The organism is Pseudomonas sp. ZL2 (assembly GCF_054788455.1).
The window spans coordinates 45382-58926 of record NZ_JBGOGX010000020.1 but is presented as its reverse complement, the minus strand read 5'-3'; the positions used below and the strand labels follow the sequence as shown (position 1 = coordinate 58926).

Annotated in this window: 13 protein-coding genes; 6 read left to right on the top strand and 7 right to left on the bottom strand. The window is 62.8% G+C overall.

Going from position 1 to position 13545, the window contains the following annotated elements:
- Positions 1-3 precede the first annotated feature (3 nt).
- Positions 4-780, bottom strand: coding sequence for a ferredoxin--NADP reductase (locus tag ABM562_RS15460; protein WP_115088799.1), 777 nt, complete (start codon positions 778-780; stop codon positions 4-6).
- Positions 781-1156: 376 nt separating this feature from the next.
- On the opposite strand from ABM562_RS15460, the gene ABM562_RS15455 reads away from it, so the two are divergent.
- Positions 1157-1861 carry an autoinducer binding domain-containing protein gene (locus ABM562_RS15455; protein WP_115088800.1) on the top strand — a complete coding sequence of 235 codons (705 nt, stop codon included), beginning with the start codon at positions 1157-1159 and terminating at the stop codon, positions 1859-1861.
- A 94-nt stretch (positions 1862-1955) separates the two neighbouring features.
- Positions 1956-3080 (top strand): methyltransferase, encoded by a 1125-nt coding sequence (locus ABM562_RS15450; protein WP_460422530.1) that lies wholly within the window; start codon positions 1956-1958, stop codon positions 3078-3080.
- Positions 3081-3250: 170 nt separating this feature from the next.
- On the opposite strand, the gene ABM562_RS15445 is transcribed toward ABM562_RS15450, so the two are convergent.
- From ABM562_RS15445 to ABM562_RS15435, 3 genes are read right to left on the bottom strand one after another with little or no spacing between them, the layout of a single operon-like run.
- On the bottom strand, positions 3251-3406 hold the full coding sequence (locus ABM562_RS15445) for a DUF2474 domain-containing protein (protein WP_115088802.1): 156 nt from the start codon (positions 3404-3406) through the stop codon (positions 3251-3253).
- A gap of 12 nt (positions 3407-3418) precedes the next feature.
- Complete coding sequence (cydB, locus tag ABM562_RS15440) at positions 3419-4426, bottom strand: cytochrome d ubiquinol oxidase subunit II (RefSeq protein ID WP_460422528.1); 1008 nt, start codon at positions 4424-4426, stop codon at positions 3419-3421.
- Between the two features lie 3 nt (positions 4427-4429).
- A complete protein-coding gene (locus ABM562_RS15435) occupies positions 4430-5869 on the bottom strand; it encodes a cytochrome ubiquinol oxidase subunit I (RefSeq protein WP_115088804.1) in 1440 nt (479 codons plus the stop codon).
- Positions 5870-6230: 361 nt separating this feature from the next.
- On the opposite strand from ABM562_RS15435, the gene ABM562_RS15430 reads away from it, so the two are divergent.
- Positions 6231-7457 (top strand): MFS transporter, encoded by a 1227-nt coding sequence (locus ABM562_RS15430; RefSeq protein WP_346617715.1) that lies wholly within the window; start codon positions 6231-6233, stop codon positions 7455-7457.
- A gap of 84 nt (positions 7458-7541) precedes the next feature.
- Here the strand turns inward: ABM562_RS15430 and ABM562_RS15425 are convergent, their stop codons facing one another.
- On the bottom strand, positions 7542-8090 hold the full coding sequence (locus ABM562_RS15425; protein ID WP_460422525.1) for a DJ-1 family glyoxalase III: 549 nt from the start codon (positions 8088-8090) through the stop codon (positions 7542-7544).
- 39 nt (positions 8091-8129) lie between these two features.
- On the bottom strand, positions 8130-8609 hold the full coding sequence (locus ABM562_RS15420) for a GNAT family N-acetyltransferase (RefSeq protein ID WP_134064370.1): 480 nt from the start codon (positions 8607-8609) through the stop codon (positions 8130-8132).
- Positions 8610-8817: 208 nt separating this feature from the next.
- Between ABM562_RS15420 and ABM562_RS15415 the strand changes: the two genes are divergently transcribed.
- Together ABM562_RS15415 and trmA are read left to right on the top strand one after the other, a co-directional pair.
- Complete coding sequence (locus ABM562_RS15415) at positions 8818-10113, top strand: NCS2 family permease (protein ID WP_115088809.1); 1296 nt, start codon at positions 8818-8820, stop codon at positions 10111-10113.
- Positions 10110-11195, top strand: coding sequence for a tRNA (uridine(54)-C5)-methyltransferase TrmA (gene trmA, locus ABM562_RS15410; RefSeq protein ID WP_115088811.1), 1086 nt, complete (start codon positions 10110-10112; stop codon positions 11193-11195). The genes ABM562_RS15415 and trmA overlap by 4 nt, the downstream gene beginning before the upstream one ends.
- 75 nt (positions 11196-11270) lie before the next feature.
- Here trmA and ABM562_RS15405 read toward each other — a convergent pair whose 3' ends face one another.
- Positions 11271-12443 carry an alkaline phosphatase family protein gene (locus ABM562_RS15405; protein WP_115088813.1) on the bottom strand — a complete coding sequence of 391 codons (1173 nt, stop codon included), beginning with the start codon at positions 12441-12443 and terminating at the stop codon, positions 11271-11273.
- A 171-nt stretch (positions 12444-12614) separates the two neighbouring features.
- On the opposite strand from ABM562_RS15405, the gene ABM562_RS15400 reads away from it, so the two are divergent.
- Positions 12615-13475, top strand: coding sequence for a shikimate dehydrogenase (locus tag ABM562_RS15400; RefSeq protein WP_258578746.1), 861 nt, complete (start codon positions 12615-12617; stop codon positions 13473-13475).
- Positions 13476-13545: the final 70 nt, after the last annotated feature.

Genomic DNA, 13545 nt, shown 5'->3' with positions numbered 1-13545 from the left:
TGCTTACCAGTAGGTCTCGACAGCCACCTGCCCGGGGCGGCGGCTGAGGCTGAGGTTCATGTCGCGCTGTTTGAGCACCTTGCGGGTGTCGTCGATCATCTGCGGGTTGCCGCAGAGCATCACCCGTGAATGCTCCGGGGTCAGCGCCAGGCCCGCCGCGCGCTCCAGCTCGCCATTCTCGATCAGGGTGGTAATGCGCTGGTTCAGCGCACCAGGATGTTGTTCGCGGGTGACGATCGGGATGAACTGCAGCTTGCCGGCATGTTCGGCCAGGTAGTCGCGCTGCTCCAGGCCGGCGATCAGGTCCAGGTACGCCAGCTCGCGCGCTTCACGTACCGAATAGACCAGCTTGATCGACTCGAAGCGCTCCCACACCTCGAAGTCCTGGAGGATCGACAGGAACGGCGCAATGCCGGTGCCGGTCGCCAGCAGCCACAGGTCGCGGCCGTCGACAAAGCGGTCGAGGGTCAGGTAACCAAAGGCCTGGCGATCGATCAGCAGGCTGTCGCCTTCGCCCAGGCGGCTCAGCTCACTGGTGAATTCACCACCCGGCACCACGATGGAAAAGAAATCCAGATGCTCGTCGAACGGCGAGGACACCATCGAATAAGCGCGCCAGACCACGCTACCGTCAGCCTTGGTCACCCCCAGGCGGGCGAACTGGCCGGCACGAAAACGAAAGCCCTGGTCGCGGCTGGTGCGCAGGCTGAACAGGCTGGGGGTCAGCGGCTGGACGTCGAGCAGCGTCTGGCGGGTGAACTTTTCAGCACTGGCAGTCATGACTTACTCCAAAAAACAGATAGCCCAGTGTCGCGCAAACGCCGCAAGATAAACACCGCAGGTTTGTAGTGGCATCGGCCTGTGTCGATCCAACCGGGAATCAGCCAGGATGGCGCACTCCGGCACGCTGCAACAACATTTCAACAGCCAGAGGCGAAAATAGAAGCAGTGCCTGGTAATAGCTCAATGATTTCACACTGATATCAACCAAATAATAACGCGTCGCAACTTGAAACTAACTGCCACGCCTTAAAGAACCTGCCTATCGAAACGATCACATTTCTATAGCAAAAAAACCCAACAAAACCGTCGGACTTTTCCTACACTGCTCTCCACGTTTATCCGTTGTTGGATCCACCAACAAGAGACTGGCCCCATGCCGCACTGGAAAGAACAGCAACTAGAGCAGTTGCTTGGCGAAACCGACGAAATACGGATGTTTGAGCTCGCGGTTTCCCTGGCCCAGCAACTGGACATGGAGTACCTGGCTTTCGGCATGCGTGTGCAGATAGCGACCCAGGCGCCTCAACTAAGAACCTTCAACAATTATCCCGATGCCTGGAACGACCACTACCAAAGCTGCAACTACCTGAACATCGACCCCATCGTCACCCACTGCCATCGCTCGCTGATGCCGATCCTGTGGTGCGATGACCTGTTCCGAGAGACGCCTCAATTCTGGGAAGACGCCAAATCCCACGGTCTGCGCCATGGCTGGAGCCAGTCGGCACACGATATGCGTCACAACGAAAGCATGCTCAGCGTCGTCCGCAGCCAACAGCCAATCAGCCTCGAAGAACTCTACGACAAGGCCGGCCAGACCATCTGGCTGTGCAACCTGCTGCACACGCTGATGATTGACCGGCAGCCGGGGCACGACACGCCGTCCTGCAATTTGTCCGCGCGGGAGACCGAAGTGCTGAAATGGTCTGCCGCCGGCAAGACCGCCGCCGATATCGCCTGCATCCTTTCGCTGTCGCAGAGCACGGTGAACTTTCACATCCGCAGCATCATCACTAAAACCAACGCGAGCAACAAAGCCGGCGCAATCGCCATTGCAGCGATGCGCGGCCTGATCTGAGGCAACAACCCCGCACTCTTTCAAAGCACGGTAGAATCACGGCCCTGTAGAGCGCGCCGCGCGCACGCACATCAATGCCCCAGAGCCTTACACCATGCCCCTGCTGACCAGCCCCTTCGCCGAACTCGACCTGCTTCGCCAGCCCGAGCAAGCCAACGACCCCCTGCAAGCCTTCGATGCTGCCGACGAGTATTTGCTGGAGCACATGGCCGAGCAGTCCCCTACGGCAATTACCCGGGTGCTGGTGCTCAATGACAGTTTCGGTGCCCTGGCCATCAGCCTGGCACCGAATGTATCGGTGCTCAGCAGCGGCGATTCGCACCTGGCTCATCTGGCCCTGGAAAAGAACCTGGTACGCAACGGCCTGGCCTTCGACGCAGTGCCGTTCGTGGCGGCCAGCAGCCCCTGGCAAGGCCCGTTCGACCGCGTGCTGGTACGCGTGCCGAAGACCCTGGCCTTGCTCGAAGAGCAGTTGATCCGCCTGCAGGGCCAGCTGGCGCCCGGCGCGCAAGTGGTTGCCGGGGCCATGATCAAGCACCTGCCACGGGCTGCCGGCGATCTGCTGGAGAAGTATATCGGCCCGGTGCAGGCATCGCTGGCGAAGAAAAAGGCCCGGTTGTTGATTGCCACCTTCGAGCCAAAGTCGCCATTTGTCTCGCCCTACCCGACCCGCTATCAACTCGATGCGCCACGCCTTGAGCTGCTCAACCACGCCAACGTGTTTTGCCGCGAAGGCCTGGATATCGGCACCCGGGCGTTCCTGCCACACCTGCCCAAAGACCTCGGCAACGCCCGAGTCGCGGACCTGGGTTGCGGCAATGGTGTGCTGGCCATTGCCAGCGCCCTGGCCAACCCGCAGGCGCAGTACACCCTGGTCGACGAGTCGTACATGGCCGTGCAGTCGGCGCTGGAGAACTGGCAGGCCGCACTGGGCCAGCGGGAAGTCACTGTACGCGCCGACGACGGCCTGGCCGGGCAAGCGCCGCAGTCGCTGGATGTGGTGCTGTGCAACCCGCCGTTCCACCAGCAGCAGGTGGTCGGTGACTTCCTCGCCTGGCGGATGTTCCAGCAGGCTCGGGAGGCGCTGGTGGTCGGTGGCGCGCTGTATATCGTCGGCAACCGTCATCTGGGTTATCACAGCAAGCTGGCGCGGTTGTTCCGCGGGGTCGAACAGGTGGCGGCGACGCCGAAGTTCGTGGTGCTCAAGGCGCGTAAATAAACCAGCACTGCGTCGCCTGCATCGCTGGCAAGCCAGCTCCCACAATAGACCGGTGTCCACTGGCCATGTGGGAGCTGGCTTGCCAGCGATGAGGCCCTAAAAAAAACCCTCCGCAGCTGACGCTGCGAAGGGCTGTAAATCCGCCGCAAGGCGGGATGGGAAATAGCGTTTCAGTGCGTGCTCAGTCCGGCCGCACTCATGAACAGGCGCATCAGCCAGGCAACAATCGCCAGGCTCACCACGCTGCCCACCCAGATCAGCGCCAACCAGCCCAGGCGCTGCCAGAGCGGTTTTTTCTCTTCGTCAATCGTGCCTTTGCCAGTCATTGCCATGCTCCCCTAGTGGTAGCCATCTTCGTGGGTCACCTTGCCGCGGAACACGTAGTAGCTCCAGAAGGTGTAACCGAGGATGAACGGGATGATGAACAAGGTCCCGACCAGCATGAAGCCCTGGCTTTGCGGCGGCGCGGCAGCGTCCCAGATCGAGATCGACGGCGGGATGATGTTCGGCCACAGGCTGATGCCCAGGCCGCTGTAGCCAAGGAAGATCAACACCAGGGTCAGCAGGAACGGGGTGTAGTGAGCGTTACGCGCCACCGCCCGGAGCAAACCGTAAAGGGTCACCAGCACCAGGATCGGCACCGGCAGGAACCAGAACAGGTTGGGCAGGCTGAACCAGCGCTCGGCAATGTCCGGGTGGGCCAGCGGCGTCCAGATACTGACGATACCGGTCACCGCCAGCAGCACCAGGGCCAGCGGACGCGCCAGGTCGTGCATCTGCAGTTGCAGCTTGCCTTCGGTCTTCATGATCAGCCAGGTGCAGCCGAGCAAGGCGTAGGCAACGATCAGGCCCAGGCCGCAGAACAGGCTGAACGGGGTCAGCCAGTCGAGGCTGCCGCCGGCGTAGCTGCGATCGACCACCTTGAAGCCTTCGATGAAGGCACCCAGGGCCACGCCCTGGAAGAAAGTCGCCGCGAGCGAGCCGCCGATGAACGCCTTATCCCACAGGTGACGCTTGGCCGCAGTGGCCTTGAAGCGGAACTCGAAGGCCACGCCACGGAAGATCAGCCCGATCAGCATCAGCATCAACGGCAGGTACAGCGCCGAAAGCACCACGGCGTAGGCCAGCGGGAAGGCGCCGAACAGCGCCGCACCACCGAGTACCAACCAGGTTTCGTTACCGTCCCAGACCGGGGCGACGGAGTTCATCATCACATCGCGGTCCTGCTCACCCTTGACGAAGGGGAAGAGGATGCCGATGCCGAGGTCGAAGCCGTCCATGACCACGTACATCATGATGCCGAAGATGATGATGATGGCCCAGATAAGCGGAAGATCAACACCCATGATTCAGTTCCCCTTGTTCAGGCTGGCGTGCTCGCCATTGTCATGATCGTCATCGGCGGCAGACAGCGGCCGTGCCGGGGTGCGTTGCTGGCCGGGGCCACCCGGGTTGGTCTCGTCGCCTTCACCGGTTTTCGGCCCTTTGCGCACCAGGCGCATCATGTAGCCAAGGCCGGTGCCGAACAGCGCGAAGTAGACCACCACGAACATCACCAGGGTCAGGCCGAGCTGGCCGTAGCTGTGGTTCGAGGCACCATCGGCGGTACGCATCAGGCCGTAGACCACCCAGGGCTGACGACCGATCTCGGTGGTGAACCAGCCGGCAAGAATCGCGATCAGGCCGGACGGGCCCATCCACAGGGTCAGGTAGAGGAACGGCCGCGAGCTGTAGAGCTTGTCGCTCTTGCGCAGCCACAGGCTCCAGAGGCCGACGAAGATCATCAACATGCCAAGGCCGACCATGACCCGGAACGACCAGAAGACGATGGTCGAGTTAGGCCGGTCTTCTTTCGGAAACTCCTTCATCGCTGGCACTTGCTTGTCCAGGCTGTGGGTCAGGATCAGGCTGCCCAGCGCCGGGATTTCCACTTTGAAGCGGGTGGTCTCGGCTTCCATGTCGGGGATGCCGAAGAGGATCAACGGGGTCGGTTCGCCCGGCACGTTTTCCCAGTGGCCTTCGATCGCGGCGATTTTCACCGGCTGGTGCTTAAGAGTGTTGAGGCCGTGGAAGTCGCCGATCACTGCCTGCACCGGCGCTACGATCAGGGCCATCCACATGGCCATCGACAGCATCTTGCGGATCGCCGGATTATCGCGGCCGCGCAACAGGTGCCAGGCGGCCGAAGCGCCGACGAAGAACGCGGTAGCAACAAAGGCGGCAGTAGCCATGTGTGCCAGGCGGTAGGGGAACGACGGGTTGAAGATCACCGCGAACCAGTCCACCGGCACAACCACGCCGTTGACGATTTCGTAGCCCTGCGGGGTCTGCATCCAGCTGTTGGAGGCGAGGATCCAGAAGGTCGAGATCAAGGTGCCGATGGCCACCATCACTGTGGCAAAGAAGTGCAGGCCACGGCCGACACGGTTCCAGCCAAAGAGCATGACGCCAAGGAAACCGGCCTCGAGGAAGAAGGCCGTGAGTACTTCATAGGTGAGCAGCGGCCCGGTGACGGAGCCGGCGAAATCGGAAAACTTGCTCCAGTTGGTACCGAACTGGTAGGCCATGACCAGGCCGGAGACCACCCCCATGCCGAAGTTGACGGCAAAGATTTTCGACCAGAAATGGTAAAGGTCACGGTAGACGCTGTTGTTGGTCTTCAGCCACAAGCCTTCGAGAACAGCCAGGTAGCTCGCCAGGCCGATGGTGATGGCCGGGAACAGGATGTGAAAGGACACGGTAAACGCGAACTGAATTCGGGCGAGATCTAGAGCCTCTAATCCGAACATAGTGCTTCCTCTGTCAGGTAATCCGGCGTCAGGCGGAGGCCTTGGCGCCAACTGCCCCCACGGTAGTTGAGTGCGGCAAGTTGGAATTGTTCTGTAAACATCACATCGCAGGGAATTCGGCCGTCTGGCCCTACCGTTGCAAATGAAACAATTGATCCAGATCAACGGTTGCCTGAAAGGATAGTCCTGAACGGGCTGCTCGCTTGTGTGGTTGATTGCCGCGTGACCGGTTGTCTCACCCCCTTTACCGCGCCCCAAAACAGTGCGCTTACCGCACAAACGCGGTATTCCTCGCAACCCGCTGTTACAAAGTGATGCTAATCTGCACCGCCGATCCGTTCGCCGAGGCTCTGTTTCGCCGATGTCAGACCCTGTTCTGCTGCTGCGTCATCACCGTCCCTTCCTGGCTTTCTGGCTGGCCCGGGTATTTACCGCCAGCGGCTTCCAGATGCTCACCGTGGCGATCGGCTGGCACCTCTATCAGTTGACCGGCAATGTCCTCGACCTGGGCCTGGTGGGGCTGGTGGAGTTCGCCCCGCGGGTGCTGTTCATGCTGCACACCGGGCACGTCGCCGACCGTTATGACCGGCGTCGGGTAGCCGCCCTGTGCCAGAGCGCCCAGGCCATGATCGCCCTGGTACTGGTACTTGCCAGCAGCACCAACAGTGTCAGCCGCGAGCTGATCTTCCTGTTGGCGTTTTTGCTCGGCAGCGCACGCTCCTTCGAGATGCCGGCGACTCAAGCGCTGCTGCCCAATGTGGTGCCTTCCGAGCTGTTCCCGCGCGCGGTGGCGGCATCGGCTTCGGCCATGCAGGCGGCAACCATCGTCGCGCCGGCGGCGGGCGGTTTTCTCTATGCCTTTGGCAGCGTCTGGGTCTATGGCCCGACGGTGGCGCTGTACCTGATTGCCTGTGTACTGACCCTGGGCCTGGTCTCGCGTCAGCAGCCGAGCAACCAGGGCCGTGCCAGTCTTGAATCACTGATGGCCGGAATTCGCTTTATCCGCAGCCGCCCGGACATTCTCGGCGCCATTTCCCTGGACCTGTTTGCCGTGCTGCTGGGCGGAGCCACTGCATTGCTGCCGGTGTTCGCCAAGGACATCCTGCTGACCGGCCCCTGGGGCCTGGGCCTGCTGCGTTCGGCGCCAGCGGTGGGCGCTTTGCTGATGTCGCTGTGGCTGGCGCGCTTCCCGGTGGAGCGCAAGGTCGGGCGGGTGATGTTCACCGCCGTGGGGGTGTTTGGTGTGGCGACCATCGCCTTTGGCCTGTCCACTTCGTTCTGGTTTTCCCTGGCCGTGCTGGCGGTGCTGGGTGCCGCCGACATGATCAGCATGGTGATTCGCGGCGCCTTCGTGCAACTGGAGACACCGGATGAGATGCGTGGCCGGGTGAGTGCGGTGAACGGATTGTTCATCGGTGCGTCGAACCAGCTCGGTGAGTTCGAGTCGGGGGTGACGGCGCACTGGTTCGGCACGGTGCCGGCGGTGGTGCTGGGCGGGGTCGGTACCCTGGTGGTGACCGGGGTGTGGATCAAGCTGTTCCCGACCTTGGCTGGACGCGATCATATGCAGAACAGGCCCGAGGATTGACCTCAGGGGCCTCATCGCTGGCAAGCCAGCTCCCACAAGTCCGGTGCATGCAAAACCTGTGGGAGCGGGCTTGCCCCGCGATAGTCACACCCGCAGCTCAGTTGCCACCCGCTTGCGCACCACCCTGCCCGCCAGTTGCTCGACCAATACCAAGGCAAACTCCAGCGCCGCCGCCGAGCCCTGCGCGGTGATGCAATTACCATCCACCACCACCGGCTGATCGACAAAACTGCACCCGGACAATCCCTGGCTGACAGCCGGATCACAGGTCATGCGCCGCTGGCGCAACACCCCGAAGGCCTGCAACGCCAAGGGCCCTTCGCCGATGGCGGCAAAAAACTTCCCAGTCTTGGCCTGGTCCTTCACCTGCTGCGCCAGCGGTTGGTGCGCAGCCATGTGCTGCGCGCCTTTTTCGCTCCCGGGCAACACGATTAGATCAAACGGCTGGGCCAGCAGATCCACCAGCATGCCGTCGGCGGTCAAGCGCGTGCCACGGGCACAGGTGAGCATCCGCCGGCCTTCGATACTGGCCACCACCACTTCCACCTTGGCCCGACGCAGCACGTCGATCAAGGTCACGCTTTGCAGATCATCCACGCCTTCGGCGACTACGATCAGGGCTCTGTGGGTCATCAACTGCTCTCCGCCGGGGTATCTAACAAGCTTAGTCGCTCATAGCAGCAGGGTCAGTTGACACTCATGGCCCTTGCGCGCGCGGTAGCCGTCACCGCTGTCGACCCAGCCGGTGGCCCGGTAAAACGCCAGGGCGGTGTGGTTGCCCGGGTCCACCGACAGTTGCAAACAGCGCACGTCGGGCCACAAATCGCGCACCAGGCCCGGCAGCGCCTGCATGAAAAATCGCCCCAAGCCGCGGCCCTGCAGGCGCCGATCCACCTGCAAGGCATTGATTGTCGCGGCATCGGGCCGGGCCCAGGGCGCCAGGAACGCCCCACGCTGGAGCAGCAGGAAGGCGCTCGGCACATTATTCACCAGCAGCGCCACGCCGCGCAGATCAGGGCTGTCGGTACTCAGCAGGATGTACAGCGCGCTGGCCATATCGCCGGCAAAGTGCTGTTGTTCGGGCCGCACCTGGATGTCGATCAGTTGCTCGCGCTGGGCCGGGGTGAGGTCGCGGTAGTCGGTCAGTTGCACAGCATGGTCAACTCGGGATGGGGGGAACGGCGCAGAACCTGCAGATATCTGCAGTGTATCGCGACATTAATTACCGCTGCCCAAGCATGCTGGTATGATGCGCGGCTTTTTTCCGACCCAGGGAAAAACCACAGTCTCCCGGTACAGTCTGTGCTTTGCTAACTGGGTCGATACATTCACGGCGCCGGGAGCGCCACGGGGAGCAGGCATGCTGGAAAGGCTGTTTCAACTAAAAGCACACGACACCAATGTCCGCACCGAGATTCTCGCGGGCGTGACCACCTTCCTGGCCATGGCCTACATCCTGTTCGTCAACCCGAGCATCCTCGGCGAGACCGGCATGGACAAGGGTGCGCTGTTCGTCGCCACCTGCCTGGCCGCAGCCATCGGCTCGACCACCATGGGCCTGATCGCCAACTACCCGATCGCCCTGGCACCGGGCATGGGCCTGAACGCCTTCTTCACCTACACCGTGGTCCTGCACATGGGCCACACCTGGCAGGTGGCATTGGGCGCGGTGTTCATCTCGGCGGTGTGCTTCTTCCTGCTGTCGATCTTTCGCATCCGTGAATGGATCGTCAACAGCATCCCGTTGCCGCTGCGTTCGGCAATCGCCGCCGGTATCGGCCTGTTCCTGGCGCTGATCGCCCTGCACAACGCCGGCATTGTGGTCGATAACCAGGCCACCCTGGTGGGCCTCGGCGACCTCAAGAAGCCAGCGCCGATCCTTGCCACCCTGGGCTTCTTCCTGATCGTCGCGCTGGAGGCCATGAAGGTCCGTGGCGCGGTGCTGATCGGCATCCTGGCGGTGACCGTGGCCTCGATCGCCCTGGGCGTCACCCCGTTCAACGGCGTAGTGTCGATGCCGCCGTCGCTGGCGCCGACCTTCCTGCAGCTGGACATCAAGGGCGCGCTGGACGTCGGCCTGATCAGCGTGATCTTCGCGTTCCTGTTCGTCGACCTGTTCGACAACTCCGGCACCCTGATCGGCGTCGCCAAGCGCGCCGGCCTGATGCGCAAGGACGGCCACATGCCGAAGATGGGACGTGCGCTGATCGCCGACAGTACTGCGGCCATGGCCGGTTCCCTGCTGGGCACCTCGACCACCACCAGCTACATCGAATCCGCCGCGGGCGTGAGCGCCGGTGGCCGCACCGGCCTGACCGCCATCGTGGTGGCCATCCTGTTCCTGCTGGCGCTGTTCTTCGCGCCGCTGGCCGGCAGCGTGCCAGCCTTCGCCACGGCACCTGCGCTGTTGTTCGTCGCCGTGTTGATGGCTTCGGGCCTGGCTGAAATAAACTGGGACGACATTACCGAAGCCGCGCCGGTGGTGGTTACCGCCCTGGCCATGCCGCTGACCTACTCGATCGCCAACGGCATCGCCTTCGGTTTCATTGCCTGGACCGCGATCAAGCTGCTCTCTGGCCGTGCCCGTGACCTCAACGCGGCGCTGGTGATTCTCTCGATCCTGTTCGTCATCAAGCTGGGCTGGTTCAACGCATGAGTGCTGTCTTCGATCCTTCGACCTACACCCAACAGCTCGACGCCAAGGTCGCGCGCCTGCGCGAGCTGCTGGCGCCGTTCGCGGCTCCCGAACCTGCGGTGTTCGACTCGCCGCGCGAGCACTATCGCCTGCGTGCAGAGTTTCGCCTGTGGCGTGAAAACGAGCAGCGCTTCTACGCGATGTTCGCCCCGGGCGAGAAGTACACGCCGATCCTGATCGAAGACTTCCCGATTGCCAGCCAGCAGATCAACGACCTGATGCCGCGGCTCAAGGCCGCCTGGCAGGCCAGTTCGGCGCTGAGTTTCAAGCTGTTCCAGGTGGAGTTCCTCACCACCCTGGCAGGCGATGCGATGATCACCCTGTGCTACCACCGTCCACTGGACGAGCACTGGGAAGCCGCGGCGCAGCAACTGGCCAGCGACCTGGGCGTGAGCATCATCGGCCGCTCCAAGGGCAAGCGCGTGGTGATCGGCCGCGATTACGCGGTCGAAGAACTGCAGATTGCCGGACGCACCTTCCGCTACCGCCAGCCTGAAGGCGCCTTCACCCAGCCTAACGGCGCGGTCAACCAGAAGATGCTCAACTGGGCCTATGAGGCCCTGGGCGAGCGCCAGGACGACCTGCTCGAGCTGTACTGCGGCAACGGCAACTTCACCCTGCCGCTGGCCACCCGGGTACGCAAGGTGCTGGCCACCGAGATCAGCAAGACTTCGGTGAATGCCGCCCTGCACAACCTCGACGACAACGCTGTGGATAACGTGCGCCTGGTGCGCCTGTCGGCTGAAGAGCTGACCGAAGCGCTGAACGAAGTGCGCCCGTTCCGCCGCCTGGAAGGTATCGACCTGAAGAGCTACCAGTTCGGCAGTGTGTTCGTCGACCCGCCGCGCGCCGGCATGGACCCGGACACTTGTGAACTGACCCGGCGCTTCGACAATATCCTGTACATCTCCTGCAACCCGGAAACCCTGGCGGCGAATATCGCCCAGTTGCACGACACCCATCGCATCGAGCGTTGCGCGTTGTTCGACCAGTTTCCGTATACCCATCACATGGAGAGTGGGGTGTTGCTGGTTCGGCGTTAGTCGGCGTCGGCTTCATCGCTGGCAAGCCAGCTCCCACACACCCTGTGGGAGCTGGCTTGCCAGCGATAGGGCCCTTCAGCCCTGCCCCGAACACATCAACAACGGCACCAGCTGATCCTCATCGGTCAACGCCCCATGGTGCCCCCGCCACTGGCTGGCGTGCTTCTCCACCTCGCTGCGAATGATCCCGCCGGCCCCGCTCGGGACCACGATCAGATCGCCAATCCGCGCTTCAGCCTGGCTCAGCAACACATCGCCGAACAGCCCCTTGGCAATTGCCTGGGCCTTGCTCAATATCCGGTACTGATCCCCGAGACGATTCTGCCAACGCTCGTGTACACGATCCTGCTGGTGCTCATGGGTGTACAGGTAGCGCGCGCGGATATCTCCGGCCATCGCCCGCACGCCCTCCTGCAGCACCGGATCCTGGTCAAAGTCACGCACCTGTTCGCTGTCCAGCGCCAGCATGCCGTGGTCGGCAATCACCATCAGCCGCGCCTGCTCGGGCAAACGGCGGGCGATGGCCTGGGCCAGCTGGTCGGCAATCTGCAGTTGCTTGAGCCAGCCCTCGGAGCCGGGGCCGAACAAGTGTCCGGCAAAGTCCAGGTCACCGAAATAGGCAAAACAGAACGCCGGCTCCGGCACCGCCAGGGCGGCATTGACCAGTTCCGGATAGGCGTCATAGGCCGGCGCAGGGAGAATCCTGCCAGCCTTGTAGATCGCCCGAGTGAAGTCGGAACTGGCATAGCGCCCGAGCATCACCGTGCTGATGGCGATGCCCTGCGCGGCGGCCTGGCTCCAGGCATCGGCAGGCACGATAAAGCTCTCCGGCAGCGGCGCGATGCTGGGCTGCGCCTCGACCTGCAGAGGCGACGTGGTCCACGACAGCGGCGACAGTTCGGTCTGCTCATCCAGGGCGAAGCCGCAGCCAACGATGCCGTGGGCGCCGCTGCCCAGCCCTGAGGTCACCGAGGCCAGGCTGGTCGCGGTGGTGGCCGGAAAACCCACCTTGAAGTGGCTGTCCGGCTGCATCAATGAGGCAAGAAACGGTGCATGCCGGGCATGGGCCTGCAGCAGGTTCCAGCCCAGGCCATCGATCAGCATCAGGCAAGTGCTGCGCGAATGATCAAGGCGAAAGGCATTGCGAAAACCATGGCCACCCAGGGCCGCGAAGATCGACTGGGTCAGGTTGGCCAAGCCTGGCCAGGTTTCACCCAGCGACTGCAGGTCGTTGATCGGCGTTGCCATGTCTCCCTCCGTGGTCAGGTACAAAGCAACAGGTGTAGCACAGGCTGTGCGATCAGCGCACAGAAAACACGCCTGCGACCTTGCGGCCAATTGACCAAATTAACCATTCGGTACATTTTCTAACTGAATCACTCCCATCCCATCACCAAGAACAACAATGGAGTTTTCAGCATGAGTTTGGCCCCCTCCTCCGGCATTCTCGCCGGCCTTATCGGCGCCGGCATCCAGGCCTCGCGCACCCCGGCGCTGCACGAGCGCGAAGGCGCCGCGCAAGGCCTGAATTACCTGTACCGGCTGATCGACCTGGACCAGCTCAAGCTCGACAGCAGCGCCCTCGAAGAGCTGCTGACAGCGGCTGAGTACATGGGCTTCACCGGCCTGAACATCACTTTCCCATGCAAACAGGCGATCCTGCCGCTGCTCAACGAGCTGTCGCCGCAAGCCCAGGGCATCGGCGCGGTCAACACCGTGGTGCTCAAGGACGGCAAGCGCATCGGCCACAACACTGACTGCCTGGGCTTTGCCGAAGGCTTTCGCCGTGGCCTGGCCGATGCGGCGCGCCGTCAGGTAGTGCAGATGGGCGCTGGCGGCGCAGGGGCTGCAGTGGCCCATGCGCTACTGGAAGAAGGCGTCGAACAGCTGACGGTATTCGATGTAGAGCTGGCCCGGGCCCAGGCCCTTGTGGATAACCTCAACCAGCACTTTCCAGGCAGCCGGGCCAGGGTCGGCCATGACCTGCGAAGCGCCATGGCCAGCGCCGACGGCCTGGTCAACACCACGCCCATGGGCATGGCCAAGCTGCCGGGCATGCCGGTGCCCAAGGCGTTGCTGCGAACGGATCTGTGGGTAGCGGAGATCGTTTATTTCCCGCTGGAAACCGAGCTGCTATGCGCAGCCCGGGCCCTGGGTTGCCGCACCCTGAGCGGGGCAAACATGGCGGTGTTCCAGGCGGTGAAGGCGTTTGAACTGTTCAGCGGAGTGAAGCCGGATGCGGCGCGGATGATCGAGCACTTCAACAGCCTGGGTGGCTGAAAAGCATCGCCGGCAACGCCGGCTCCCACAATGGATCTGCATGCGCCGCAACTGTGGGAGCTGGCTTGCC